23 protein-coding genes are annotated in these 26,965 nt (G+C 64.5%); 13 read left to right on the top strand and 10 right to left on the bottom strand.

The features are described from left to right. Nucleotides 1-21: 21 nt before the first annotated feature. On the top strand, nt 22-1,476 hold the full coding sequence (mdtD, locus tag FFS45_RS14105) for a multidrug transporter subunit MdtD (RefSeq protein ID WP_283204755.1): 1,455 nt from the start codon (nt 22-24) through the stop codon (nt 1,474-1,476). Nucleotides 1,477-1,523: 47 nt separating this feature from the next. On the opposite strand, the gene FFS45_RS14100 is transcribed toward mdtD, so the two are convergent. After that, nucleotides 1,524-1,670 (bottom strand): DUF3096 domain-containing protein, encoded by a 147-nt coding sequence (locus tag FFS45_RS14100; protein WP_137955263.1) that lies wholly within the window; start codon nt 1,668-1,670, stop codon nt 1,524-1,526. A 289-nt stretch (nt 1,671-1,959) separates the two neighbouring features. On the opposite strand from FFS45_RS14100, the gene FFS45_RS14095 reads away from it, so the two are divergent. From FFS45_RS14095 to FFS45_RS14085, 3 genes are all read left to right on the top strand, one after another. After that, nucleotides 1,960-2,724 (top strand): SH3 domain-containing protein, encoded by a 765-nt coding sequence (locus tag FFS45_RS14095; RefSeq protein WP_137955262.1) that lies wholly within the window; start codon nt 1,960-1,962, stop codon nt 2,722-2,724. A 193-nt stretch (nt 2,725-2,917) separates the two neighbouring features. Continuing rightward, the gene (locus FFS45_RS14090; protein ID WP_137955261.1) at nt 2,918-3,469 is read left to right on the top strand and encodes an ankyrin repeat domain-containing protein; all 552 of its coding nucleotides are present in this window, start codon (nt 2,918-2,920) and stop codon (nt 3,467-3,469) included. 18 nt (nt 3,470-3,487) lie between these two features. Next, nucleotides 3,488-3,781, top strand: a complete 294-nt coding sequence (locus tag FFS45_RS14085; protein ID WP_249362776.1) for a BON domain-containing protein — start codon at nt 3,488-3,490, stop codon at nt 3,779-3,781. Nucleotides 3,782-3,858: 77 nt separating this feature from the next. Here FFS45_RS14085 and FFS45_RS14080 read toward each other — a convergent pair whose 3' ends face one another. After that, nucleotides 3,859-4,779 (bottom strand): 2-deoxy-5-keto-D-gluconate 6-phosphate aldolase domain-containing protein, encoded by a 921-nt coding sequence (locus FFS45_RS14080; protein WP_137955260.1) that lies wholly within the window; start codon nt 4,777-4,779, stop codon nt 3,859-3,861. Between the two features lie 267 nt (nt 4,780-5,046). Continuing rightward, nucleotides 5,047-5,727, bottom strand: a complete 681-nt coding sequence (locus FFS45_RS14075; protein ID WP_137955259.1) for an HAD family hydrolase — start codon at nt 5,725-5,727, stop codon at nt 5,047-5,049. 236 nt (nt 5,728-5,963) lie between these two features. On the opposite strand from FFS45_RS14075, the gene FFS45_RS14070 reads away from it, so the two are divergent. The 3 genes from FFS45_RS14070 to FFS45_RS14060 all read left to right on the top strand — a co-directional run bounded on the left by FFS45_RS14070 (nt 5,964) and on the right by FFS45_RS14060 (nt 8,548). After that, nucleotides 5,964-7,361, top strand: a complete 1,398-nt coding sequence (locus FFS45_RS14070; RefSeq protein ID WP_137955258.1) for an MFS transporter — start codon at nt 5,964-5,966, stop codon at nt 7,359-7,361. A gap of 464 nt (nt 7,362-7,825) precedes the next feature. Beyond that, the gene (locus tag FFS45_RS14065; RefSeq protein ID WP_137955257.1) at nt 7,826-8,257 is read left to right on the top strand and encodes a carboxypeptidase-like regulatory domain-containing protein; all 432 of its coding nucleotides are present in this window, start codon (nt 7,826-7,828) and stop codon (nt 8,255-8,257) included. Nucleotides 8,258-8,341: 84 nt separating this feature from the next. Next, a complete protein-coding gene (locus FFS45_RS14060; protein WP_137955256.1) occupies nt 8,342-8,548 on the top strand; it encodes a hypothetical protein in 207 nt (68 codons plus the stop codon). A 123-nt stretch (nt 8,549-8,671) separates the two neighbouring features. Here FFS45_RS14060 and FFS45_RS14055 read toward each other — a convergent pair whose 3' ends face one another. Continuing rightward, on the bottom strand, nt 8,672-10,306 hold the full coding sequence (locus tag FFS45_RS14055) for an NADP-dependent glyceraldehyde-3-phosphate dehydrogenase (protein ID WP_137955255.1): 1,635 nt from the start codon (nt 10,304-10,306) through the stop codon (nt 8,672-8,674). A gap of 237 nt (nt 10,307-10,543) precedes the next feature. Beyond that, on the bottom strand, nt 10,544-11,410 hold the full coding sequence (locus FFS45_RS14050) for an MOSC N-terminal beta barrel domain-containing protein (RefSeq protein ID WP_137955254.1): 867 nt from the start codon (nt 11,408-11,410) through the stop codon (nt 10,544-10,546). A 548-nt stretch (nt 11,411-11,958) separates the two neighbouring features. On the opposite strand from FFS45_RS14050, the gene FFS45_RS14045 reads away from it, so the two are divergent. The 3 genes from FFS45_RS14045 to FFS45_RS14035 all read left to right on the top strand — a co-directional run bounded on the left by FFS45_RS14045 (nt 11,959) and on the right by FFS45_RS14035 (nt 15,584). Continuing rightward, nucleotides 11,959-12,363, top strand: coding sequence for a heme-binding protein (locus FFS45_RS14045; RefSeq protein ID WP_137955253.1), 405 nt, complete (start codon nt 11,959-11,961; stop codon nt 12,361-12,363). Nucleotides 12,364-12,598: 235 nt separating this feature from the next. Then, the gene (locus FFS45_RS14040; RefSeq protein ID WP_137955252.1) at nt 12,599-14,770 is read left to right on the top strand and encodes a malate synthase G; all 2,172 of its coding nucleotides are present in this window, start codon (nt 12,599-12,601) and stop codon (nt 14,768-14,770) included. A gap of 148 nt (nt 14,771-14,918) precedes the next feature. Next, the gene (locus FFS45_RS14035; protein ID WP_137955251.1) at nt 14,919-15,584 is read left to right on the top strand and encodes a phosphoribosyltransferase family protein; all 666 of its coding nucleotides are present in this window, start codon (nt 14,919-14,921) and stop codon (nt 15,582-15,584) included. Here FFS45_RS14035 and galU read toward each other — a convergent pair. After that, a complete protein-coding gene (galU, locus tag FFS45_RS14030) occupies nt 15,565-16,458 on the bottom strand; it encodes a UTP--glucose-1-phosphate uridylyltransferase GalU (RefSeq protein WP_137955250.1) in 894 nt (297 codons plus the stop codon). The two genes, FFS45_RS14035 and galU, sit on opposite strands and share 20 nt — an antisense overlap. A 275-nt stretch (nt 16,459-16,733) precedes the next feature. Next, nucleotides 16,734-16,889 carry a hypothetical protein gene (locus FFS45_RS41725; protein ID WP_171029651.1) on the bottom strand — a complete coding sequence of 52 codons (156 nt, stop codon included), beginning with the start codon at nt 16,887-16,889 and terminating at the stop codon, nt 16,734-16,736. Nucleotides 16,890-17,141: 252 nt separating this feature from the next. Here FFS45_RS41725 and FFS45_RS14025 point away from each other — a divergent pair, with 252 nt between their 5' ends. Beyond that, complete coding sequence (locus FFS45_RS14025) at nt 17,142-18,398, top strand: acyltransferase (RefSeq protein ID WP_137955249.1); 1,257 nt, start codon at nt 17,142-17,144, stop codon at nt 18,396-18,398. A 124-nt stretch (nt 18,399-18,522) separates the two neighbouring features. Here FFS45_RS14025 and FFS45_RS14020 read toward each other — a convergent pair whose 3' ends face one another. The 3 genes from FFS45_RS14020 to FFS45_RS14010 form a co-directional block, all read right to left on the bottom strand. Next, nucleotides 18,523-20,982 (bottom strand): glycosyltransferase family 4 protein, encoded by a 2,460-nt coding sequence (locus FFS45_RS14020; protein WP_137955248.1) that lies wholly within the window; start codon nt 20,980-20,982, stop codon nt 18,523-18,525. After that, entirely contained in the window at nt 20,979-22,457 is a 1,479-nt protein-coding gene (locus FFS45_RS14015; RefSeq protein ID WP_137955247.1) for an oligosaccharide flippase family protein, read from the bottom strand. The genes FFS45_RS14020 and FFS45_RS14015 overlap by 4 nt, the downstream gene beginning before the upstream one ends. A gap of 225 nt (nt 22,458-22,682) precedes the next feature. Continuing rightward, nucleotides 22,683-24,854 carry a hypothetical protein gene (locus tag FFS45_RS14010; RefSeq protein ID WP_249362783.1) on the bottom strand — a complete coding sequence of 724 codons (2,172 nt, stop codon included), beginning with the start codon at nt 24,852-24,854 and terminating at the stop codon, nt 22,683-22,685. Between the two features lie 271 nt (nt 24,855-25,125). Here FFS45_RS14010 and FFS45_RS14005 point away from each other — a divergent pair, with 271 nt between their 5' ends. Next, the gene (locus tag FFS45_RS14005) at nt 25,126-26,211 is read left to right on the top strand and encodes an acyltransferase (RefSeq protein ID WP_137955246.1); all 1,086 of its coding nucleotides are present in this window, start codon (nt 25,126-25,128) and stop codon (nt 26,209-26,211) included. Continuing rightward, nucleotides 26,208-26,960, top strand: coding sequence for an SGNH/GDSL hydrolase family protein (locus tag FFS45_RS14000; RefSeq protein ID WP_137955245.1), 753 nt, complete (start codon nt 26,208-26,210; stop codon nt 26,958-26,960). Before FFS45_RS14005 ends, FFS45_RS14000 begins: the two co-directional genes overlap by 4 nt. Nucleotides 26,961-26,965 lie beyond the last annotated feature (5 nt).

Genomic DNA, 26,965 nt, shown 5'->3' with positions numbered 1-26,965 from the left:
TGTCCGGCCTGCCCGGCCCTGCTGTCATGCTGCAGTGCAAGACGTCGAGGCAGCTCCGCTTGCCGAGAAGTTCACATGAGTAAGGATTCAAATCTAAGCGCGTTGCTCTGGATCGTCGCTGCCGGTTTTTTCATGCAGTCGCTCGATACCACGATCGTCAACACGGCCTTGCCGTCCATCGCCCACAGCCTGCACGAAAGGCCGCTGGCGATGCAGCCGGTGATCGTCGCCTACACGCTCACCATGGCCATGCTCACGCCCGCTTCGGGCTGGCTCGCCGACCGCTTCGGCACGCGCCGGGTCTATTTCGCAGCAATCCTGATCTTCGTGCTCGGCTCGCTATGCTGCTCGAGCGCCCACACACTGGGACAACTGGTGATCGCGCGGGTGCTGCAAGGCGTCGGCGGTTCGATGCTGCTGCCCATCGGGCGTCTCGCGGTGCTGCGCAGCGTGTCCGGCGAGCAGTATGTGTCGGCGCTGGCGTTCGTCTCCGTGGCCGGACAGATCGGGCCGATCGTCGGGCCGACGCTCGGCGGCTGGTTCGTCCAGGCGATCTCCTGGCACTGGATTTTCCTGATCAATGTGCCGATCGGCGCCATTGGCCTGTTCGCCGTGCATCGCTACCTGCCGCGCAGCACCACCTCGGCCGCGCCGCCCTTCGATCTGGCCGGTTGCGCGCTGCTCTCGCTGTGCATGATCGCCTTCTCGCTCGCCGTGGATACGCCGGTGCAGACGCATCGCGCCGCCTGGGCCACGGGCCTGTTCGTGCTCGGTCTCGCCGCCGCGTTCGCCTACGTGCCCTATGCAAAGCGCCGCGCCAACCCGCTCTTCAAGCTCAAACTGTTTAGTGAGCCTAACTTCAGCGTCGGGCTGATCGGCAATCTGGTGTGCCGGATCGGTTCGAGCGCCGTGCCGTTCCTGCTGCCCTTGCTGATGCAATTGCAGCTCGGCTACACGCCGCTGCACTCCGGCATGATGATGTTGCCGGCGGCGCTTGCAGGCACCGTCTCCAAGCGCTGGATCGCACCGCTTATCCGGCGCTACGGCTACGACACGTTCCTGCTCGTCAACACCGTGGTGGTGGGCTCGGCGATTGTCGCGTTCGCGCTGATCTCGCGGGGCACGCCGCTCGCCGTGGAAATTGCCGTGCTCGCGGTGTTCGGCGCAGCCAATTCGATGCAGTTCGCGGCCATGAACAGCGTGACGCTCAAAGGGCTCTCGCATGAGGATGCCGGCAGCGGCAACAGCCTGTTCTCGATGGTGCAGATGCTGGCCATGGGGCTTGGCGTGTCGATTGGCGGCGGGCTGGTCAATCTGTTCTCCGCGCAACTCGGCTCGGCGGCGCTCGGCTTCCGCTTGAGCTTCGTGTGCGTCGGGGTGATTACGCTGGTGTCGGCGCTGGTGTTTCGCCGGCTTGAAGAAGCGCCGCCGGCCCCGGCCGGGGTGGGACACGCGGCGCCCAGCGCGGGGCGCTGAGGCCGCGATCGTCCCGGCGTGTGGCCCGCGGGGCTTCGCCCCAGGCGTTAACGGATGTGATCGCCGAACAGGCCGAGCAAGCCGATGATGATCAGGTACAGCGCCACGATGAAGTTGAGCAGGCGTGGCACCGCGAGAATCAGAATGCCGGCGATCAGCGCCGCGAGCGGGCCTACGTTCGTCACGATATGCATGTTTTTTTCTCCTGGATCGACAGCGAAAAATGCCGCACGGATGCAGCGTGTTCGCCCGCATGGCGGCGAACGTGGCGTGAACGGCTGCTGGAGCCGCCTGGCTCGCATGTAGCACGCATGCAGTAAATCAGGCAGCAATCCGCGTGCCTGTGAGCCCTTCGCCGGGGAGTGTAACCTCGGCCTGCCCCCGGCCGCAAAAGCGGGGTGATTGAGCGGGCGCAGCACGCAAGCGCCGCCCATCTGCTAACCTGACTGCTCTCCCACTAGAGCGTCCTCAGGCGCGTTTCTCATGCCTATCCGGCCCACTGTTGCGCGTCAACTCGCCACCCGTGCCACGCTTGCCGCAGTCCTTGCTTTTCCCTGCGCCGCCTTCTCCCAGGTGCAGGCAGTCACCAACGAACCGGTCAACCTGATGGCCGGCCCCGGCGACGATTATCCGGTCGTGGCCGGCCTCGCGCCCAATCAGCCGGTCGAAGTAATGGGCTGCGTGAGCACCTATGAATGGTGCGACGTGGCGCTCGACGACGTGCGCGGCTGGATCTACGGCGGCGCCCTCACCTATCCGTATGAAGGCAACTATGTGCCGCTGCTCGGCTACGGCGCGGTAATCGGCTTGCCGGTGGTGGTGTTCTCGTTCGACACCTACTGGGACCGCTACTATCGCGGCCGCCCGTGGTACGGCGATCGCGATCGCTGGCGCCATGTCGGCCCGCCCGGCTATCAGGGCCGTCCTTATCAGGCGCCGCCGCAACAGGCGCAGCCATACCGCCCGCCTGGCCAGCCCTATCCGAACGGCGGCGGTTCGTATGCGCCGCCGGTGCAGGGACAGGCACAGTCACAGGGCCAGCCGGTGTACCGGCCGAATGCCGGTCCGATACCGCCGCGCGGCGCACAACCGCAGGCTCAAGGGCAACCGCAGGGACAACCACAAGGACAACCGCAGCAACAGTTCGGCGGCCGTCCGCCGGTTCAGGAGCGTGCGCAGCCACAGCAACAACCGCAGGGACGCGGGCAGCAGAACGAGGGGCGCCGCGAGCCGCAACAGTCGCAATGATCGCGTGGCCGTGCGGCCACCTCCATGCCCGCGGCCGGGATGCAGTCACGCCCGCGGGCGGCAGTGAGCCCCGGCGCGTGTGACGAAGATTCGGTATGCTGGCCGGTGTATTGCGGCGTGTGTGGCAGCGTATGTGGCAGCATGTGCGGCCTGCACGCGCTCGTGCCTGTCACACGGCTGATCTTCTCATTGCATGGAGTCCATCTTGTCCAACGAACCCAACCCATCCCCGGCGCACGCCCAAAACGACATCGATCCGGACGTGCTCGACCTCGCGCACGAGGTCTTCGAAGCGGCGCGGCGCGGCGATTCGGCCGTGCTCGCCGCGGTCATCCAGAAAGGCGTGCCGCCGAATCTGCGCAACGAGAAAGGCGACAGCCTGCTGATGCTGGCGAGCTATCACGGCCATGCCGATGCGGTGCGCACACTGATCGAACACGGCGCGGACCCGGACCTGCGCAACGACAACGGGCAGAGCCCAATTGCCGGCGCAGCGTTCAAGGGCTTCAGGGACGTGGTCGCTGCCTTGCTCGCGGCAGGCGCGGACGTCGAAGGGGCGTCGCCCGACGGCCGCACTGCCCTGATGATTGCGGCAATGTTCAACCGCACCGAGATCGTCGAGCTGCTGATCGCGCATGGCGCCAATCCACAGGCGCGCGACGCGTCCGGTGTTACGCCGCTCGACGCCGCCACGCGTATGGGCGCGCCCGATACGCCGGCGCAGTTGTCGAAGGCGCGGTCCTGAGGCAAGAGGCGAACACCCGTGGCCAGGCTGCGCGATGACCAGATCGCCGCGCAGGCGCTCATGCGCCTTGCGTGGGACGCATGGGTGCCGCGCGAAAGGCTCAGGGTGACGGTGCAACAGGGGCGAATCACGCTAGCCGGTCAGGTGGAGCGGGACGAGCAGAAAGCCGCGGCGCTGGAGGATGTCGGGCGCTTGTTCGGGGTACGCTCGGTGTCCGACCGCATTACCGTCGGGCGCGGCGGCAAGGGGACTAAAGGCTTTAAAGATCCGAAAGAAGTTAAGTCTCCTAAGGGTAATAAACGCCTCCAATAAATGCCCCAAGCCAGATAAGCCGGCACGCACGATATGAGCCGCTGGATAGCGCGCGCAGTCCGGCCGCTGGTGCGCAATCACGCGCGGGCGCGAGCGGCCTTCTCGAACACCTCGACCCACTTGCGATACTGCCCGCCAATCCGCTGTGCGGCCTCCGCGCGGCTCACCTTGCCGGCTTCATAGTCGGCGACGGCATCGAAAAAGCTGGTCCGGCCGACCGCGAAACCGATGAAACCGTCGACCTGTGCCGCCGTTTCGAGCCAGTCGATCACCTTCTGCTCGTCCGCTCCACGGCCCAGCACGATGCAACTGACGTGAGCGCGCCCGCCGCGCCGGGTGGCCGCAACGACGCGCTCGCAGTCCTCGCGGCGGTCGAGCCCCTCGATTTTCCACACCGCCGGCTCGACACCGGCATCCTGCAACGCGGTGATGGCGTCGCACATCAGTTGCGGGCGCAGTTGCAGGTCGTAGGCCGCGCCGTCGCCCTTGACGCTTTTCAGTTGCTCATCGGTGGCCGGCACCAGCAGCTCGAACATCAGGAGCCGCCCCTTGCCGAGGCAATAGTCCGACAAACGCTCCAGACGCTCGGCCTGACGGCGGTTCATCTCGGCGTCGTCAGCCGGGTTGTAGCGGACCAGCACCTTGACGAAGGTCGCATCGACCGCCTCGATATGCGCGGCGAATTCCTCGCCGTATTCGAAGTGGAATTCATGCGAACCGCTCTGCTCGACCGAGGCCGCGGTGACGTAACCGCGCTCGCGTGCGTCGCGCAAGATTCGTGCCCCGAACGCCTCGTCCACCAGCACACCGGCGCTTTGCTTCGGAATGCCCTGCAGGGCGGCGGCGAGAAAGCCTTCGTAGATCAGTTGCTTGCTGTCTTCCACCTTGGCCTGTTGCGCGGCGTCGAGCGGAAACTTGAAGTGGAACATGCTGCTCACGTAGGAGTTGCGGTGATCGAACGGCAGCAGATAGAGTGGTTGATCGTAACCCGATGGCATGACGAGATCCTCCGTTGGGCGCTTGCGCACGGGTTGCGTCTGCGCCAGTCAATAATCATAGTGCGCAGCGGTTGTGGCGGCCAGATGAGAGGCGCCGCTGCCTGGCTGCTGCCTCGCCGCTGCCTGCACCGGTCCGCCAGGCGCCGCGGACGCCGGGACCCGCGGCGGCCTCGCCGCGTGGCCTGCCGCCAACGGCTACGCGAAATGCGTACCAGGCGGCGCCCAGAGCGGAGCGCCGGACGGAAAACACTCCGCGCACGCCGCGTCCTACACGCCCGACACGGAAAGGGCCCCCATATCCATGCTGGCCAGCTCGCCGATATGCTCGATCGTCACATCGGCGGGCGGGTAGTTGGCAAGCGCGGCCGGATCGTGCGCGTAATGCCCCTGGCGTGGAAAGACCGTTGTCAAACGCTCCCCCCAGATCCGCTTCATGGCGGCGAGGATGCGCAGCTTGTCGTCGATCATCACGTAGCGCCGCGCCGGGTAGCGCTGCGCGACCTCGTCGAGCATCTGCTCCTTGTGGATGTAGATCAGCACCCGCCCTTCCACCGCATCCCAGAGCCCCGCCTGCTTGATCTTGCGGGGCTGGAATACCACGTCGCCGTCGGAAAGGATCACGGTGGGGCCAAGCGTGCGCAAGCGCGCCAAGGCCTCGAGCGCGCCGGGATACAGGCGGGTGGCGAACGGATAATCGATCAGGAACGACGACATCAGCATCAGCCGCGTGTCGCACTGACGCTCAGTTCGATAGCGTTGCAGCGCGCCGAGGTAATCGGCGTAGCCCAGCTCGCTGCGCAGGGTTTCGAAGATTTCCCAGTAACGGTCGCTGCTCGCGGCGCCGAACTCCTCAGTCAGGTGGGCGCGCAGATCCGCCACCACCAGATCGTTCTCCAGCAAGGTGTTGTCGCAGTCGAGCAGGAATACGACTTCTTCAGACGCGCTCATACGAAAGATCCCTCCGCCATAAAGGTGTCCGGTAGCTTCAGCCGCTATCGATCATACTCGCGCCCACTTCGCAGCGCCGTAGACGCTCGCATGGGCGTTCACCGGGCGCCGCGCGCCGCGGGCTTGCCTCGGTATTCCCACGCATTGCGCCGCCGCGGCCTGTCGTGCGACATTGCCTTGAGCCAATCACGCGCTCAGCCGTCAATCCAACAAAACCTTTAAAACAAGAGGCGCTCATGTCCACACAGAAGGCGGCCGAAATCGCCGCCCGGTTCGACCGGCTGCCCCCCTCGCGCACGGTCTGGACCATGGTGATCCTGATCTCGCTGGGCGGCGTATTCGAGTTCTACGACCTGTTCTTCACCGGCTATGTCGCCCCCGGCATGGTCGAATCGGGGCTCTTCAAGCCCGAATCACTCGGCTTCTTCGCGGCGCTCAAGCCGCTCGCGGTGGCCGGTTTCGGCACTTTCGTGTTTGCCACCTTCGCGGGACTGTGGATCGGTACGGTCGCGTTCGGCTTCGTGGCGGACCGCTTCGGGCGCCGTATGGTGTTCACCTGGTCGCTGATCTGGTACATGGTCTGCACGATCATCATGGCGTTTCAGACCTCGGGCTTTGCGCTCGATATCTGGCGCCTGATTGCCGGGATCGGCATCGGCGTGGAGCTGGTCACCATCGACACCTACATTTCCGAGCTGATCCCCAGCGGCGAGCGCGGCCGCGCGTATGCGGTCAACCAGTTCATCACCTTTTCGGTCGTGCCGGTGGTGGCGTTCCTCGCCTATGTGTTGAAGGGCACCCAGCCACTCGGCCTCGAATACTGGCGGGTGGTGATCCTGATCGGCTCGGTTGGCGCGGTGATTGTCTGGATTCTGCGCCGCAAGATCCCCGAGAGCCCGCGCTGGCTCGCCCGCCACGGCCGGATCGAGGAGGCTGAGCGGATTGTCGCCGACATCGAGCGCCGGGTTGCGGCCGAGAAAGGCGTGGTGCTCGCCGCGCCCCAGCCGGTTGTGGCGGAACAGGCCGGCACCGGTTCATACCGCGAGATTTTCGGGCCGGGCTATCGCACCCGCACGCTGATTCTGTCGATCTTCAACATGGCCCAGGTGATCGGCTTTTATGGCTTCGCCGCCTGGGTGCCGACCCTGCTGATCCATCGCGGCATTCACGTGACGGCGAGCCTCGGCTACGCCTTTGTGATCGCCATCGCCAATCCGTTCGGACCGCTGCTCGGCGTCTGGTTTGCCGACAAGCTCGAACGCAAGACGCAGATCTGCGGCGGGCTGATCACCATGGCGGTGGTGATTGCCGTGTTCGCCCAGGCCTCCGAGCCGTGGCTCCTGATCGTGCTCGGCGTGCTCTTCACGCTCGCCGCCAACATCATGTCCTACGCCTACCACGGCTACCAGGCCGAGCTGTTTCCGACTCGCGTTCGCGCCCGGGCCATCGGCTTCGTGTACTCGTGGAGCCGCATCTCCGCGGCGTTCGCGGGGCTTGCCATCGGCATCCTGCTGCATGGCTATGGCGTGCCGGGGGTGGCGGTGTTCATCGGTGTCTCGATGCTGGTGGGGATCTGCATGATCCTGCTCGGACCGTCGACGCGCGGCCGCTCGCTGGAGTCGATCAGTCATTGAGGCTTTGAGCCCAAAAAAGAAAGGCCCGGTAACGTGCCGGGCCTGCAAAGGTCGCCCACCGCAAAGGGCAAGGGGCAACTGGACGTGACTCGTGAAGCAGTCAGGGTTCAGACCAGAGGCTTCAAACTACAGGCTTCAATGTATTCACTGCGCCTTAAAGGCAGCTTAAGCGCGTAGCTTAAATGTGCAACACAAGCGCGCAACACAAGCGCACAGCATAAGCGCGCGCCGTATTCCTGCGTGACCTGCGCTTCGCCGCCTCATCCCCTTCATCGCCCTTATCACCCTCATGCGCGCCACCTGCGGCTTAAGCGATGTTTAAGCCTGACTTCCTACGCTGTTCATGTGCCGGCGCCACGACGCGCAACGCAAGTGAAGCGCAAGCGAGTGCCGGACGCCGCCGGCCTGGGTCAGACGCATACAGCGGCTGCCCCGCTCTCGTGAACTGTACGAAGGAGATCATCATGAACAGGAAAACCATGTGGCAAGTGACGGCGGGCGTGCTCGCGACAGTCTGCAGCCTGCAATTTGCCTGGGCCGCGCAACCCGGCCTGCCGCCGAACCAGCATGCCGGCGCGATTACGTATTTGTCAGGCGGCGTCGGCAGCGATCAGTCTGCGGCAATCAAGGAAGCCATGCATAATTATCCCCTCACGCTCGAATTCGTCGGTATGACGCATGACGGCAACGAGTACCTGGCGGACATCCCCGTACGGATCGCCGACACGCACGGCAACAACGTTCTGAAGGCCAACGCAAACGGTCCGTTCATGTTGTTGTCGCTGCCGCAGGGGCACTACACGATTACTGCCACGCATGACGGCAAAACTGAACAGCGGGCTGTGAACATTGCATCGGCAACCCACGCCCGCGAGATGTTTACATGGCCAATGTAGAGGGGACCACTACGCGTCCCGGCCGTTGCCTCGCAGCCGTCACGGGCTGACGCCGCAACGGCATGAACCAGGGGACGCGCAGTCATGACCGAACGTGAAAACTCCAGCACCCTCGCGGGCGAAAGCCAGGTGTCCCCAGCCTCAACCACGAACCACGCCCCGGCCACGCAGCGCCGCGCGGGATCGATGCGTACGCTGTGGGTCGTGCTGCTGACGCTGCCGGTGACGATCGCGGCCCTTGCGATCGCCATCGAGGTGTTTGGCCTTCTGTTGCGCCTGGGCGGGCAGTAAGCGGTCGCGCGTACCGAAGCACTCTCAGGCGCCACCAGGCAACCCAAAGCACCATCAGCCACTCTGCGGCGCCCCGGCGCACGCCGAAGCAGCTCATCGCGCCGCCGCGCCACCCCACCGCGCTCAAAAAATAAAGCCCGTATTGATGAATTTCGACGTGTGGTCCGAGACGATCGCATCGAGCAGCGCCTTGCTGCTGTCGGTCTGCTTCGCGGCCACCATCGAGCGGATCGAGAAGGCCCGCAGCGCGTCCGTGACGGACAAGGTGCCCTCGGCCGAATCCTTGCGGCCGGCAAACGGAAACACATCGGGCCCGCGCTGGCACTGGCAGTTGATATTCACGCGGCACACCTGGTTGACGAGCGGGTCGACCAGTTCGCCGATCACCACCGGGTCCGAGCCGAAGATGCTGACCTGCTGGCCGTGGTCCGAGGTGGTCACATAGTCGAGTGCGGTTTCGAGGTCGTCGAATGGCGTCACCGGAATGATCGGCCCGAACTGCTCCTCGCGGTACAGCATCATGCCTTCGGTCACCGGATACACCACCGCCGGGTAGAACAGCGTCTTGCAGAACACCCCGCCGTCCGCGTTGACGACCTGCGCCCCCTTGGCTTTCGCATCGTCGATCGCCTCGGTCATGTAGGCGGTGCGGTGCAGGCCCGGCAGCGGCGTGATCGACACGCCCGGCTCCCACGGCATGCCCACTTTCAGCCTGGCCAGTTCCGCCGAAAAGCGTTCGAGAAACGCGTCGACGATCGAGCGGTGCACGATCAGCATTTTCAGCGCCGTGCAGCGCTGGCCGTTAAACGACAGTGCGCCGAGCAGGCACTCCTTGACGGCCAGATCGAGGTCCGCATCGGGCAGGACGATGGCCGCGTTCTTGGCGTCGAGGCCGAGCACCGCGCGCAGCCGGTGCGACTTCGGATGCTGCTTCTTCAGATGGTCGGCCACCTTGCTGGAGCCGATCAGCGCGAGCACATTGATCTTGCCGGAGGCGAGCATATGCGGCACGACCACCGCGCCCGGCGCATAGATGGTGTTGATCACGCCCTTCGGGAACGCGTCGCGAAACGCTTCGAGCAGCGGGTAGAACAGCAGCGTGCCGTACTGGGGCGGCTTGAACACCACCGTGTTGCCCATCAGCAGCGCCGGGATCAAGGTGGCGAAAGTCTCGTTGAGCGGATAGTTGTACGGCCCCATGCACAGCACGACACCCAGAGGGGTGCGGCGAATCTGCCCAATCGTGCCTTCGGCGATCACAAAGCGCGAATTGCCGTTGTCGAGTTCCTTGAGGGCGTCGATGGTGGCCAGCATGTAGGTGATGGTCCGGTCGAACTCCTTTTGCGAGTCCGCGAGGCTCTTGCCGATCTCCCACATGATGAGGTTCACGATCAGGCTGCGCTGCGCCGCCATGCGTTTGATGAAATCCTGCATGCAGGCAATGCGCTGCGCGACCGTCATGGTCGGCCATTCGCCGCGGCCAGAATCGTAAGCCTGCACGGCTGCGTCGAGCGCGGCGTCGCTCTCCACCTCGCCCATCACCGGGTAGCTGCCGATCTCCATCTGCTCGACGCCGCCATCGGCCTGCTGCACGCACACCGGCGACAGCACGGTCTTGCAGGCGCCGTCCCAGCTGCGCAGCTCGCCGTTCACGAGCGAGACGCGCTGGTGAATCGGCGCGGCGAGACGTGCCGGCTCGGGAATCGCGTCGGCGGTGGGAAACAGATGCTGGAGGCTTTCAACAGAGATCGTCGACATGGGCTGGCCTTCGGTGGTTGGGCGTCATGGCATGAACGCGCTACTTCGCGTGGAGCGTCGGGGCCGCGGTTCGAACGCTGCGGCCCTCCCAGTCTAGCGAAACATCCGCCATCCTGTGGCGGAGCTGGAGCAGCGCTCACGTGCCCGCCGGACCTGCGCCGGGCTGGACATCAGGCTGGACACAAGACCGCACGCCGGGCCGCCCGGGCGCAGATCCGCCGCAGGCCCGGTGCGGTCCTAGTCGAAAGCGAGTTCGGCGTCGATCTGCTGGCCGAGCGCCAGCACCGAGCCGAAGCCCGCCAGCACGATCGCATTCTGGCCGAAGGTCAGCGCACCGCCGACCCGCGCATCGGCGCGGTACGCGCTCATGGTGTCGAGCGGCTCGTTCGGCCAATCGGGATCGGGCATGCCGCTCGCCTGGTCGAGCGTGGGAATCGGGCAGCGCGCGCAAGGCTTGACGAGCTGAAGCTGCACCGTTTCGTCGCGCGCCCAGACGGTCAGATTCTCTACGTAGTCTTCTTCGTAGGCGTCGAGACCCGCTACCACGAGGTTGGGCCGGAAGCGGTTCATCGGCACCGGCGGCGCGCCCTTGCCGGTGATGCGCCGGTTCAGGTCGACGAGCGAGGCCTCGCCGATCACGAGCAGCGGAAAACCGTCGGCAAACTGCGTGATGGCCGGCGTATCGCCGGTCCAGCGCGGGTCCACCACGCGCCGCCCGGCCGGATCGAAGCGCGCGAGCCGCGCGGGTTCGCCAAGGAACGTGGAAAACCAGGCCGCCGTGTGCTCACCCGTGTCCCACGCCGACGTGCGGTCTTTCCAGACGGTGGCGGTGAGCGCCGCGGGCCGCTCGAGCGCCGTCACGGCGAGCGGAGTGCGCAACTCGGGCATGCCGGGCGCCGTGATCAGCAGTTCGTCATCGCCCAGCGTGACCCGGATCAAGGCGAGCCGCCCGTGGCTGCGCTGCGTCAGCATCATTCCGCCCGGGTCGGTCACCATCCAGTTGCGGTCGTATTCGAGACCCGTGGGCATCAGCCGGGCTTCTTGCAGCGCGATCCCGGCGCAGGATTTGATGGGGTAGACGTATAGGCTGCTGACGGCTGGCATGGCTGGTCTGAGGATCTGTTATTTATATCTGACGATTGTAATGCGCTGGCTCGCATTGCGCTGCCGGCCGCAAGGCATGATCCGCCCTCGCCCCTTTCCGGTCGTTGCGGCTGTCGTTGTGACTATGGCTGCCACTGTCACCGGCTTGCAACACCGTGCAATATATTGCCCCGCTGAGGCCCGGACCTTTGTTTCCGCCGTTACACGAAGACGCGCCTGGACGTAAAATTCCCCGGCGCGGCGTCGCCGCGCAATCACGGCGGGCATAGCGGCATGCCCCCGGGCTGCCGATATCTGCTTGCGCGGCCCCTACCTCGCCCATAAGGCGCAGCGGGTCCGCGCACTGGCACGCGTTTGCGGCGGAAAGCCTCGCCGCCGAACCACCCGACACACTCGAAGCGCTGCCGCCCCATGCGGCGCAGCGCCTCGCGCCGCGCGGTTCATGCACCTTACAGCATGCGCATCGGCACGGCGGAGGGTCGAGGGCGTGCGTCACTGGATAGCTCTTGTAGAAGAATCCTTACCATCACCGAAACAGGAAATTCATTATGCTGACGAAATCCGTACTGACCGTTGCCGAAACGACGCAGATTCTCGACGCCGCACGCGCCGAGGCCGAGAAGAACAAGTGGGCCGTCGCGATCGCGGTGGTCGACGACGGCGGGCATCCGCTCAGCCTGCTGCGTCTGGACGGCTGCGCGCCGATCGGCGCGTACATCGCCACCGAGAAAGCCCGCACCGCCGCGCTCGGCCGCCGCGAATCGAAGGTCTACGAAGACATGATCAACGGCGGGCGCACGGCATTCCTGAGCGCGCCGCTCGTCGGCACGCTGGAAGGCGGCGTGCCGGTGATCGTCGATGGCCAGGTGATAGGTGCAGTGGGTGTGTCCGGCGTGAAGGCCGATCAGGATGCACAGGTGGCCAAGGCGGGCGCCGCCGTGCTGGCCGGATAAAACTGCGGAGAAACCCAGCGCATAAAGCCTGGCCGCGCTACACGAGGCAGCCCCCTCGGTGTCACGCGCTATCCCGGCACATGCCCAGCCAGGATTGATCGGCAGGCAGCAGCGGAACTCAGCAAGAGGCAGCAAGAGGCACCACCACGCAGCACCCAGCAGCACAAGGCCTCGAGCCTTACAGGAACAGGCCGGTGGCCCCACACCGGCCCAGCCAATTCAGATGGAGCAGTCCATGACTCAAATGACCAAGCGAAGCGGACTGCAGGTAGCCGCGAATCTCGACCAGTTTGTCGAACAGGAAGCCCTGCCGGGCACCGGTGTCGACAGCGCCGCCTTCTGGGCAGGTTTCGACGCGCTGGTGCACGACCTCGCGCCGAAGAACCGTGCGCTGCTGGCCGAGCGCGATCGCCTGCAGAGCGAACTCGATCAGTGGCATCGCGCCCATCCGGGCCCGGTGCGCGATCTGCGCGCTTACCGCAGCTTCCTCGAAAGCATCGGCTATATCGTGCCGGTGCCCGCCAGCGTCAGCGCCACGACCGACCACGTGGACCGCGAAATCGCCGAACAGGCCGGCCCGCAACTGGTCGTGCCGCTATCGAACCAGCGCTATGCCCTGAACGCCGCCAATGCGCGCTGGGGCAGCCTGTACGACGCGCTGTACGGCACCGACGCGATTCCCGAGACCGATGGCGCCGAAAAGCAGGCCGCCTTCAACCCGGTGCGCGGCGCGCGCGTGATCGCCCGCGCCCGCGCGTTCCTCGACGAAGCCGCGCCGCTCGCGCAAGGCTCGCATGTGGACGCCACCGGCTATCGGGTCGAAAACGGCGCGCTCGTGGTTGCCCTGAAGAACGGCAGCACCGCCCTGAAGACGCCCACGCAGTTCATCGGCTATCAGGGCGAGGCCGCCGCGCCCTCCGCCGTGCTGCTCAAGCACAATGGCCTGCACTTCGAGATCCAGATCGACGCCGGCGATGCGATCGGCAAGACCGACGCGGCGCACGTCAAGGACGTGCTGATGGAAGCGGCGGTAAGCACGATCATCGACTGCGAAGACTCGGTGGCGGCCGTCGATGCCGACGACAAGGTCCAGCTCTACCGCAACTGGCTCGGCCTGATGAACGGCGATCTCGCCGAACAGGTGACGAAGAACGGCAAGACCTTCACGCGCCGCCTGAACGCCGATCGCGAATACACCGGCGCGGACGGCTCGCAGATCAAGCTGCATGGCCGCTCGCTGCTGTTTATCCGCAATGTCGGCCATCTGATGACCAACCCGGCCGTGCTCGATCGAGACGGCAACGAGATTCCCGAAGGCATTCTCGACGCGGTGCTGACCACGCTGTGCGCGCTGCACGACCGCCAGCACAAGCTCAATTCGCGCACCGGCTCGATCTATATCGTCAAGCCGAAAATGCACGGCCCGGCTGAAGTGGCGTTTGCGAGCGAACTGTTCGCGCGCGTCGAGGACCTGCTCGGCCTTGCCCGCAACACGATCAAGATGGGCATCATGGACGAGGAGCGCCGCACCAGCGTCAACCTCGCCGCGTGTATCGCCGAAGCGTCGGCGCGGGTGGCGTTCATCAACACGGGCTTCCTCGACCGCACCGGCGACGAGATGCATACCGCCATGGAAGCCGGCCCGATGCTGCGCAAGGGCGAGATGAAATCGACCGCGTGGATCGGCGCTTACGAGCGCAGCAACGTGCTGGTGGGGCTGGCTGCCGGCCTGCGCGGCCGCGCGCAGATCGGCAAAGGCATGTGGGCAATGCCGGACCTGATGCATGCGATGCTCGAACAGAAGATCGCGCATCCGAAGGCCGGCGCCAATACCGCCTGGGTGCCCTCGCCGACCGCAGCCACGCTGCACGCGCTGCACTATCACCAGGTGGACGTGCAGGCGGTCCAGAAAGAACTCGAAAAGATCGATCTGGCGAGCGTGCGCGACGAACTGCTGGATGGACTGCTGACGATTCCGGTCGTCGAAAAGGCCGGCTGGAATGCCGACGAGATTCGCCAGGAAGTCGAGAACAACGCGCAAGGCATTCTCGGCTATGTGGTGCGCTGGGTCGACCAGGGCGTGGGCTGCTCGAAGGTGCCGGACATCAACAACATCGGCCTGATGGAAGACCGCGCGACGCTGCGCATTTCCAGCCAGCATATCGCCAACTGGCTGTATCACGGCGTGGTGACGCGCGAACTGGTGGAGGAAACGTTCGCACGGATGGCCAAGGTGGTGGACCAGCAGAATGCCGGCGATCCGCACTACAAGCCGATGGCGCCGGATTTCGACAGATCGCTCGCGTTCAAGGCGGCCTGTGCGCTGGTGTTCGAAGGACGGGCGCAGCCGAGCGGCTACACCGAGCCGCTGCTGCACAAATTCCGGCTTGAGGTGAAGAAGGTTTGACGAAGGTCTGACGCCGGCCGTGGTTTAGCCGAAGCGTGAAGAATCCGACGGGCGCCGTTTCGACACGGCGCCCGTTTTTCATGGGAACGCATGTATCCCGCCACCCGCGCGTGGCACACTATCAGCGTTATCCGTGAGGTGGCCCATCATGGAACGCATCTTCCTGAACCGCGCGGCAGCCGGCCGCGCGCTCGCCCGCTCCCTGCAAGCCTATGCGCAGCGGCCCGGCGTGGTCGTGCTCGCGCTGCCGCGCGGCGGGGTTCCGGTCGGTTTCGAAGTCGCCATGGCACTGCATGCGCCGCTCGACGTGCTGATGGTGCGCAAGCTCGGCGTGCCGTGGCAAAGCGAGCTCGCCATGGGCGCGATCGCCTCCGGCGGCGCACTGCATGTCGACCGGCGACTCATGCGCGAAGCAGGCGTGAGCGACGTCCAGTTCGAATCCGTGCTCGCCGAGGCGCAGCGTGAACTGGCGAGGCGCGAGGCGCTATACCGCGAGTACCGGCCGGCGGCTGATGTCGCGGGCCGGATCGCGATTGTGGTCGACGACGGCATGGCGACCGGCGCCACCCTGCTTGCCGCGCTGCGCGCCTTGCGCGCACTGGGCGAGCAGGCACCGGCGAAGCTCGTCGCCGCGCTTCCGGTGGCGCCGGTGGATGCCGGACGCCGCCTCGGCGACGCCGCCGACGAGTTCGTCTGTGCCATGACGCCGCAAGTCTTCTTCAGCGTCGGTCAGTTCTACCAGGATTTCGGCGAAACCACCGACGACGACGTGCGGGCCCTGCTCGGCGCTGCTTTCACGCCGCCGCTGCCGTGAGGTGCAGCGGCAGATAGGCCTGCAGATACTCCTCGAACTCCGCCTGCACTTCCGGATGGCGCAGCGCGAACTCGACGGTCGCCTTCAGATAGCCGAGCTTGCTGCCGCAATCGAAACGCGTGCCGAAGTAACGGTAAGCCAGCACCTGCTCTTCGGCGAGCAGCGACTGCACCGCATCGGTCAACTGCAGCTCGCCGCCCGCGCCCGGCTTCAGCGCGCGGATATGCTTGAAGATCGTCGGCATCAGCACGTAGCGGCCTACCACGCCGAGATTCGACGGCGCCTTGTCCGGCGCCGGCTTTTCGACGATGCCCGACAGCTTGATCACGTCCTCTTCCCACTCGCGGCCGTCGACCACGCCGTATGAACGGCTGTCTTCGCGCGCGATGGTTTCCACGCCGATCACCGAGCTGTGATAGTGGTTGAACACGTCGACCAGTTGCTTCATCACCGGCTGCGTGCTGTGCAGCAGGTCGTCAGCGAGAATCACGGCAAACGGGCTGTCGCCCACCAGTTTCTCCGCGCACAGCACCGCGTGGCCGAGGCCCAGCGCCGTCGCCTGGCGCACGTAGAAGCAGTCGACATTGGCCGGCTTGATGCTGCGCACCAGTTCCAGCAATTGCTCCTTGCCGCGTGCCTCGAGTTCGGCTTCGATCTCGTAGGACTTGTCGAAGTGGTCTTCAATGGCGCGCTTGCTGCGGCCCGTCACGAAGATCATCTCGGTGATGCCGGCCGCAATGGCTTCTTCCACGGCGTACTGGATCAGCGGCTTATCGACGATGGGCAGCATTTCCTTGGGGCTCGCCTTGGTGGCCGGCAAGAACCGGGTCCCGAGACCTGCCACAGGAAACACGGCTTTGGTGACTTTCAGCATGGTATGCGTTCCCACGTCAGTTGATGAATGTATGCGGCTTGCCGACGCGCTTTGCCTGGCAGGCGCCGAATCAATTTCATCGAAATCATCAGTGAAATCTAATTCACGTTTCGACAAAATTAAAGCTATTCGTATGAAAAAATACTCGCTGGACTGATTTATTGGTGACGCATGGAATTTCAGGAAACAATTACGCAAAAAATGAACCGCCTGGCGTAATTTTTACGGGCATTCCGGCGCTTCGGTGCTGCCGGAATGCCATTTAAGATGCCGCACTAGACGGCGCGTTCCTCGTTCTCGTCGACCGGCGGCAGTTTGCCCGGATTGATCCGGAAGCGGCCGATCGGTTCATTGCGCAGCGCCTCGCGGTAGGCCGACGCGGCGACAAGGATCAGGAGCACGGCAATGCCGGCGAGCAGATGCAGGTTCATGACTCCACCTCTGGTCAGAAGAATCTGGGTGTCAAATTATCATGAAAAAATCAACAAATAATTCACTAATAAAACCGTTCCGTCGCGAATTACAAGTAGAAACATATTTAATTTGTTTACGACCTTATCCGTGATTTTTTTATGCATTTCTTACTTCTGCCCTGCTCTAGCATGTGCATGCGGCTGCCGGCGCGCGTGACCCTCATGGCGCACGCGCAGCAGCACACCCACCCATCATGAAAAGGACCGCGCATGAGCGATTCAGCATTCGATGCCAGCGGCGCATCCCTGCCCGCCGCCCTCTCTCGCGAGGCCCGGGCGCAGCGCGAGGCGCGCGTGGACGGCGCCGGCAAGGAGCACGTGATCGATGCGATGCGCGGTTTCGCTGCCCTGCTGGTCGCCTACTTTCATTGCCGCCAGGTCGCCTGGGTCGGCATGGAGAGCTTTCACCATAGCGTCGGACATGCATTGAGCCTGAGCACGATCGCGGCGTACCTGACCTTTCCGATTGCGTGGGGTTCGGCCGGCGTGCCGATCTTTTTCGTCATCAGCGGGTATTGCATTCATCGCGGCGGCGCGTTACGGCTCGCGCAAAACCCGAACTTCCGGCTCGATACGCCCAATTTCTGGGCACGCCGCTTTGCCCGCATCTATCCGGTGCTGCTGGCCGCGCTGCTGCTGACCTGCGCGCTCGACTGGGTCAGCCTGCAGTTGCCGCCCGTCAGTCACAAAGTGCGCGAGATCGGCCTGCATGCGTTCCTCGTCAACCTGTTTTCGCTGCAAGGGGTGGCCGGCAAGACCTATGGGTCCAACGGTGCGCTTTGGACGCTCTCGCTCGAAGTGCAGTTCTATGCGATCTATCCGTTGCTGTTTGCGCTGCGGCGCCGGCTCGGCATGACGCCGGTGCTTGCGCTGGTGGCGCTCGTCAATATCGTCTCGGCGTATGCGCTGGAGCGGCACGATATCCAGTTCTTCACCTCATACTGGTTCTCGTGGACGCTCGGCGCGTGGATCGCTGACGCGCGGGCCCAGGCGGACACCGGGGGCAACGCAGGCAATGCAGGTAATGTGAGGCCAGCCTCCAACTGGCTGTACGCCGCTGCGGCAGCGCTGATTGCGCTGGGCTGCGTGGCGTTCCATTTCGGCCAGTACGGCGCGTTCCAGTTCTGGGCGCTGGGTTTCGCTTGCTACCTCTATCGGGCGCTCGAGCGGCCGCGTGCAGGTCGGGCGCGTGTCTCCGCGCTTTCCCCTGTTGCGCGGGTGCTGTCGCGCTTCGGCGATTTCAGCTTTTCGCTCTACCTGATCCATCTGCCGATTTTCGTGCTGCTGTCGTCGCTGCTGTATCGCTCGGCGCTGCAGATGTCAATCTGGCCGTCGTTCGGCTTCATGCTGGTGGCCGTGCCGGTTGCCTGTGTGTTCTACCGGCTGGTCGAGCTGCCGGCGATGAAGTGGTCCGCGAGCCTCAAGCCGAAGAAGCGCGCCTCTACAGGCGCGGCGCGGGCGTCGTAAGAGGTCGTAAGAGCCGTCAGTCAAAAGGCAAAAGGGCCGCAGTTGTCCGGACTGCGGCCCTTTTGCTGACCACGCATTACATCCTGTTTTCAAACCACCCGATGCCCGCCCCCTGACGCCCGCGTTACCGGCCTGCCACGTCCTTCAGAATGCGGTCCACGCCTTCGACATAGGCCTTCGTACCGAACCGGCCAATCGCGCTCTGATAGCCGTTTCTGACGAGCCGCTCGCGCAGGGCGGTATCGCTGCGCAGCTCGGCCAGCGCATCGGCCAGCGCATGCGCGTCGCCTGGCGTGCACAACACGCCGTTCACGCCGTCTTCGACGATTTCCAGCACGCCGCCGGCGCGCGCCGCGACCACCGGACGCTGCGCCAGCATCCCTTCGACGATCACGCGGCCAAACGGCTCCGGCGTAATCGAGGTATGCGCAATCGCGTCGACCGCGCACATGCATGCTGCGATGTCGTGCTGGAAGCCCAGAAAATGTACGCGCCCGGCCAAGCCGTGCCTGGCAACCAGCTCGCGCAATTCCAGCTCGTAGGAATCTTCGCCGAACAGCGGCGCGCCCACCAGCACCGCGTGCATATGCGGATTGAGCACCATCGCTTCGAGCAGCACGTGCTGGCCCTTCCAGCGCGCGAGGCGGCTGAACGAACCGACGAGGAAGGCATCCTGCGGAAGCCGCAGGCGGGCGCGCAGCGTCGCGGCCGGCACCTCGCGCAGCGCGTCGAACGGGGCTGCTGAAATACCGTTGAAGACCACGTCGATATGCTTTTCCTTGAACCCGGTCAGCTCGGCAAAGGCGCGCGCCGATGCAGCGGAATTGGCAATCACGTGCGCAAGGCCGAATTTCGCGCACCACTTGATGATCCGCAGTTGCTTGCCGCCGAAATGCTCAGGGCTCACGATATCGCGCAGGTGCCACACCACCGGGCGCCGCGCGAGACGCCCGGCGAGCGCGCCGATTACCATCGCGCGCTGGGTGTTCGCATAGATCACCTCGGCATGCCGGGCACGTGCGACGGTCGCGCGCACGAGTGCCGCCACGCCCTTGAGCGCCTGGCCGAGCGGCGGCGTGCGGCCCTGCTTGCGCACCTCGCGCAGGGCGCCCGAGTCGAGTACGCGCACGTTCACGCCGGCCGTATCGAGCGCCGTGCGGAACGGTCCGTCGTCGAACAGCACGACTTCGATGCGCGCGCGCAGCGCCTTGACGATTTCGAGCAGCGACAGCTCCGCGCCGCCGAGCACGCCGCTCTGGTCGAGCGCCAGCACACGTGGCGCGCCGGCGCTTGACCCGGCTGCGGCAGGCGGCGCCACATACGGCTCATAAGCCGGCAGCGTTGCACCCTGCAAGGCCGGCACGGCGGCCCGCACATGCGCGAAGAAGCGCTCGCGGAAATGCGCCGCCGAGAAACGCTCGGCGTTGGCGCGGCAATCGGCAGCGGCGAAGCGGCTCGCGTGGGTGTCGAAATCCTCGACCGCGGCGATGATCGACTCGGCGCGCTGCTCATCGAAGAACATCCCCGTCGGACGCGGGCCCGACAGGTCGCGCACGGTTTCGAGCGCCCCACCCTTGCCGTAGGCGATCACGGGCGTGCCGCAGGCCTGCGCCTCGACCACCGAGATGCCGAAGTCCTCTTCAGCCGCAAACACAAACGCCTTGGCGCGCTGCATCTTTTCCTGCAGCACCTTGAACGGCTGATAGCCCATGATCTCGACATTCGGCGTCGCCCTGGCGCGAACCTTCTGCATGTCGGGACCATCGCCGATCACCACGAGGCGCCGCTCCGGCATACGCGCAAACGCTTCGACGATCAGGTCGATCTTCTTGTACGGCACCATCCGCGAGGCGGTCAGATAGAAATCTTCCTTCTGCTCGTGCAGCACAAACGCGTCGACGTCCACCGGCGGAAAGATCACGTGCGCGTCGCGCTGATACACCTTGCGGATGCGCCGGGCGATGAATTGCGAGTTGGCAACAAAAGTGTCCACCGAGTTGGCAGTACGAATATCCCAGTTGCGGATGTAATGAAGAATCATCCGCGCCAGCGCGGACTTCGGCCCGTTGGTCAGCTTCGACTGTTGCAGATACTGATGCTGCAGATCCCACGCATAACGGATCGGCGAATGCACATAGCTGATATGCACCTGGTCGGGCCCGGTCAGCACGCCTTTGGCAACGGCGTGACTGCTCGAAATCACCACGTCGTATGCCGACACGTCGAGCTGCTCGATGGCAATCGGCATCAAGGGCAGATAGGCGCGGTACTTGCTGCGGGCCTTCGGCAGCTTCTGGATAAACGAGGTCGTCGCCCGCTTGCCGCGCAGAAAGCTGCGGTCGTCGAGAAAATCGACCACGCTGAACAGGTCCGCATCCGGAAAGCATGCAACGATCTGTTCGAGCACCCGCTCGGCGCCCGCATAGGTGACGAGCCAGTCGTGCACGATCGCCACCCGCACATTCCTGTCCAGTCGCGGCGCACGCCGGGGCGGTGCGAGCGGTGCTGGCGGCGTGGTGAGTTCGGCCAGCGCGCTGCGCTGGCTGGGCCGCAATACGGCCTCATCAAGGACATCCTGGTTCATGCGCTTTTCCTCGGATTCAGTCGCAACTTCAGTCGCAACAGCAGCGAACGCGCAAGATCGCGCAAAGCGGGCGTCATCGTGATCGACCACGCCACATTGGCGGCCACTACCACCGCGCCTGCAGCGATCGCCAGCGAAAAACTGGGCAGGAAACCGGCAAGCCACAGGCTCACCAGCAAAAACGCGAGATGCGCGAACATGTCGAGCGCAATCGGCCGGGCGCGAATCGCCGACAGCCACAGCAGCACGCCGTAGTCGAACAGCGCGCGGCCTGCGACCGCCACCGCCGCGCCAGTCAGGCCGAAATACTTGATGCCGAACCACAGCGCGGCGGCAAAGAGCGGCAATTCGAACAGGCCGACGCGTGCGGCAACCGCCGGATTGACCTGCGACTGGATCATGATGCGCGACACATTGGCCTGCCCGATCAGCCACACGGAGACGATCAGGATGCGGCCCACGGGCGCGGCCACCGTCGCGATCTCGCTGCCGACCCACACATGCAGGAACGGTCCGAGCACGAACATCGCCACCAGCGCCACCGGTGTGAATGCGCCATTGAGAAATTCGAGCGACTGCTGCACGATCAGGTCCGCATGATCGCGGCCTACCGCGGACAGGCGCGGAAACAGCGTGCGCGCGAGCGCGGTCGGCACGATATTCAGGCGCGTGACAAGGTTCTGCGGCACCGTGTAGAAGGTCACGAAGCGCGCGCCGAGGCCGGTGCCGAGAAACACCTTGTCGAGCGAGTCGGCAACCATCGAGGTCACGCTCGCAATCAGCATCCAGCCGCCGAAGTTGAAGAGCCCCACGGCGACGCCGAGCTGCGGCGGCAGGATGCGGCGCAGATTGAGCACCTTGAGCGCCGAGCGTCCCAGCAGCCCTGCTGCAATCAGCCGCGCCACCACCGCCGCGGCCAGCACGTTCTGCAGGCTCGGTCCCATCAGCCAGGCCGCGCCGAGCGGCAGCAACTGAAACAGGAAGGTGCCGAGGGTCTGATTGGTGTTGTAAATGCCAAAGCGCTCGGCGCCGTTGATCGCCCCCGCGAACACCCACGAAACGTTGGCAATTGGAATCGCAATCGCCAGCCACGGCAGCGCCATATACACCTCGTGCTGCAATTCGGGTGACACCTTGGTGAAATACGCGGTGTAAAGAAAAGCGCCGAAATAAATCACCAGGCCGCCAATGACGCCCGTCACCAGATTGAGCCAGGTCGCGCTCCAGAACACGCGGGCGCTCTCATCGGCATCATTCGAGGCGAGCGCCTTCGAAATATGGTTTTGCGCCGCCATGCTCATGCCGAGATCCAGGATCGAGAAATAGCCGATCAGGGTCCAGACGAGCGCAATCACGCCATAGCGTTCGACGCCCAGCAGCCGGATATAGGACGGCACTGTGACGAGCGAAACGAAGGTCGGCAGCACCAGACCAAAGAAATTGATGGCTACGTTCTTGAGAATGCCTTTGTCCATCGGATGCCTTTTGATTCAGCGATGCGGATTCAGCGATGCGGCGCGCAACGCGATGCACGCCCCGTAGCAACGCCGGGTGATGCGATGCGATGAGGTGAAGTCCACTGCGAGTAAAGCACGTAAAAAATGGGCGCCGCTCGCCATAAATCGACAGAAAAATAATTCGCGGCACGATGCATGTCATGCATCGAAATATCCAGCCGCGAAAAATAAATCAAATTGCCATTAAGCCGGCTTCCAGCGGTACATCATCACTTTGCCGCGGGCGTCCTCTTCCACGAATACGAGGTATTCGCCGTTGCTGCGGCGGTAGGCGCTCACGCCGTTCGGCACGTCGACCCAGCCCGAGGCCTTGCCCACCTCGGGCCCCGGCCGGATCACACCGACTTCCTTGCCGCTGTCCTTGTCGAACACATGCACGGCGCCGACCGGCTCGACCGCGAACACGTATTGCCCCTCCACGGTGAGCCCGATGATGGTGACGACCGGCTTGGCCTGGGTTTCCCACGGCAGCGTGATCGAGTAACGCAGGACCGGCTTGCCGCTCGACCAGTTGTCGTAGCGCACCAGCACGCGGCCCACCTCTTTCCAGAAGGCACGATCGACCGGCATGTCGGCCGTATAACCTGTCACATAGAGCGAGTCGGTCTGCGGCACGTACACCGCGCGGCGCAGTTCGGTGAAGGGCTGCGGGACCGGATAGGTGGTCATGTCCGAGTAGGCGTAGACCGGGTTGCCCTTTGCGTCGAGGCCGCCAAAATGCAGCCGGTAGATGCCCTTGTTCACGTTGGTGCGCCAGATATCGCCGTTGCTGTCGATCCACCAGCCCCAGCCGCCGGCGATGCGCGCGCCGCTCGTGTTCGGCGTGAACCCGTCGCTCGTGAATTTTCCGTCGCCGTTCACGTCGCGCCAGATCCATTCGCCGCCGGGCGGCGCGTTCGGCACCCCCGCCACGCCGCGCTCGCGCCCCGCAATGAGGCCCGAAGGGATCGCCGTCTCGCCGTCATGCGCGGCGTCGAAACGATAGATCTTCAGATGGTCCGCATACATGTCAGTCAGATAGAGAAACGTATGCCCCTTCAGTTGCCGGGCAATCGGCAAACCGGGCCACATGTCGGTATGAAATACCGGATCGTCGGGATACCTGAAACGGTTCGAGAGGAACCCTACGTATTTCCAGTCCTGTCCCGCCGGTTTCGACAGATCGAGCTGAAAGCGCTTGTTGCCGGTGTAGACGCTGTCCGGGCGCGCCGGGTCCATCCACGCGCCATCGACGAACAGCAGCCCTTGCACCTGCCAGAGCCGCTTGCCATCCGGGGCGTAGCTTTCGAGCGTAGCGCCGAGTCCCGCGCCGATGGGCGCGTAATGCGGGCCGATGCCGTTGGTGGCGACATAGACGTTGTCGTGCGCGTCGACGCCGACGCCGGTCAGTCCGTTAAAGCGCTGCGGCCCCGGCTGGCCGGCCACGCCCGCGAAGATGCCGCCGCGTTCGCCGAGCGTGCCCGACGCCACGTAACGCCCACCGTCCTTGCTGAAGAACAGCACCTGCTGGCGCGGGCCGTTGTCGGCAACCAGCACGCGGCCGTGCGCGTCTAGCGCGATGTCCACCGGCACCGAATCGGCCGGTAACGGCAGCGTGTCGGCGAGAAGCTGGCCGCTCGCCGAATAATGCGCGACGTGCGGCGTGGCGTCGGTGAGCGCGCCGGTGATGACCCATAACGTGCCGTCGGCGGCGAGCGCCATCTTCCCCGGCTCGTGCACGGTCCACTGCGCCTTATGTTGCATCGATTCCGCGTCATAGACCTCAATACGGTTTTGCGCGGTGTTCGACACGTAGAGCGTCGTGTCGCTGGCCGCGAGACCCTGGATGTCCGCGTGGGCGCCCGCGGGCACCTCGTTCACCATCAGGAAGCCTGCCGCCAGTTGCGCGTGCGGGTCGAGCGCGCCATTGGGCAGCGTGAGCGCAGGTTGGAACAGCGCGCTCAGTTTCGGATCTTCAATCTTGCGCCGCGAGACGCCGAACCACTGCTTGCCCTTTTGCGGCCAGATGCCCGGCCCGACCAGATGCCCCCGCTCGTTGCCCATCGCAATGGCGAGGAAAACATAATGCCGGTTCACCGCAACCGCATTGCCGCCGCCCGCGCCCCAGCCATGCGTGCCGCCCGCGAAGCCGAGCATCTTGCCGTTTTCATAGGTGCTCGCCTCGGCGCCGCTCTCGTCCCATGGTGCATTGGTGTAGACCTTGCCGTCCGGCGACACGGCAATCGCCGTGATATTGATCTGCGTCCATGAGCCGTCGCCGAAACCGAAGGTGTTACCGATCCATGAGGTCTGCGCATTCAGCGCCGTTTCCGCCGAGGCAGCGCAGGCTGCAAAAGAAAGACAGACGCCCAGCAGTTTCGCGAAGCTAAAACGGGCCAAGGTGTTCCTCCAGTCAAGGGTTACCGGGCCACCTTACCTGCGAAAAGTGTCATGAAGAAAATCGAAAATAATTCAGAAAATATTCGCCGGATATCGGTGAATCAACATTTTGATTTTTGAAAATCGCGTCCTGATTTTTCAATCTACCGGTTCTTTTCATTCGCGTTTTTTCATCAATTTCTTTTCCTTAGAATGAATCCCACTTCCGCTGCCTCCGCGATTTGCACTTGCTCACCATGGATGGTTCATGACAGTTAGCGCCTTGCCTGCCTCGCCTTCTCACTCACGCCGCATCCTGCAGCTCGACGGCTTGCGCGCCATTGCCGTGCTGGCAGTATTCGCGCAGCATGCGCTGAAGGCGCCGCTATGGATGGGCGTCGATCTGTTTTTCGTCTTGAGCGGCTTTCTGATCAGCGGCATCCTGCTGGAACGCAAGGCCCGTCAGCAATCCTATTTCGGCTATTTCTATGCACGCCGGATTCGCCGCATTCTGCCGCCGTATCTGCTGCTGATGGCGGTGTCCTCGCTGCTGTTCGGATTCGGCTGGGCGCAGCACTGGGAGTGGTATGCGTTCTTTGCGACCAACATCGGCGATGCGCTCGGCCAGAGCGGGCATGACAGCCTGAATGTGCTGTGGTCGCTCGCCGTCGAAGAGCAGTTCTACATAGTCTGGCCGTTCGTGATCCTGCTGCTGCCCGAGCGCGCCCTGGCGTGGGTCGCCGCTGCGTTGATCGTCGCGGTGCCCGTGCTGCGTGCCGTGGCGACGCCGTGGTTCGACACGTTCTGGCCGATCTACTACCTCACACCGTTCCGCATGGATCTGCTGGCGGCCGGCGCGCTGCTCGCCGTGGCCCTGCGGCGCAACCCCAACGCACTGCAACCGTTCAGGCCGCTTGCGATACTCGGTTTTTTCGCGGCGCTGGCCGTGCTGGCCTGGCTGCATATTCACTACCCGCGCTTTCGCGCCGAGAACACGCCGCTTTCGAATGCGGCGCTGTATAGCGTTTCGCTGGTGCTGTGCACCTCGATCGTCGTCATCGCCTTGCAAAGCCAGGGCATCGTCAAGCGCCTGTTGTGCAATCCGGTGCTGGTCTATATCGGCACGATCAGCTACACGATCTATCTGATCCATCTGAGCATCCTGTACACGCTGTGGCCGCTGCATATGAACCGCTTTGCAACCGCCGCGCTTGCGCTGGCTATCACGCTTGCCTACGCCAGCGCGACGTGGTTCGCTTTCGAGCGGCGTCTGATCCACGGGCCGGCCTCCGGTGCGCGACGCAGTGCCGTGCCCCTGGGCCGCGCGTCGCAGGCGCCGCAGTCGCGCGCATGAAGCTCGCGCACAGGCTTCGCGGCGCCGCGGGCGCCCTGCTGATCGCTGCGGCATGCGGCCCCGCCGGCGCGGAGGCGCCGCCGACGCAGCGGGCCAGCGAGCCGCCTCATGCCGCAACCGCCGCGGCGCAGGTCGTGATCGAAGCCTACGGCGACTCGACGACGCTCGGCATTTCCTGCAGCGAGGGGCATTGCGGCCCACGCCCGCAGAACGCGGTCGCTTATCTGCAGGACGCCTTGCATGCCAGCTTCGGCGAGCGCGTGAGTGTGGTCAACCTCGGCGTGGGCGGCACGATGGCCTACCAGTTGCGCGACGGCACGGACCGCGCCCACAGTCTGCCGTGGGCACAACGGCTGGCGGCATCGGACGCGCAGATCGTGACGATCAACTACGGCATCAACGAGGTGATGCATAACCAGACGCCCGAGCAGTTTTATGAGGCGGAAACCGCACTGGTGAAAACCGCGCTCGCGCTCGGCAAACAGCCGGTGCTGCAGACTTCGAACCCCATGCCCGACGGCAGGCTCAATGCGCGCCTGGCGGCGATGGTGGCGATGACCCGCCGGGTTGCCGCCGAACAGCACGTGCCGCTGGTCGATCAGTACGCGTACATCGCGGGGTTGCCGGACTGGCAAACCATGATGTCCGACGGAGCGCATCCGAAGCCTGAGTTGTACCGGCTCAAGGCCGGACAGGATTTCCGCGTGGTCGATCCGCTGGTGCGGCGGCTGCTTGCCGCTTCGTCGTAACCGAT

Source organism: Burkholderia sp. 4M9327F10 (assembly GCF_005503145.1).
Taxonomy (GTDB): Bacteria; Pseudomonadota; Gammaproteobacteria; order Burkholderiales; family Burkholderiaceae; genus Paraburkholderia.
Note: the sequence above shows the minus strand (reverse complement) of the source record. Positions and strands in the feature narration are given on the sequence as shown.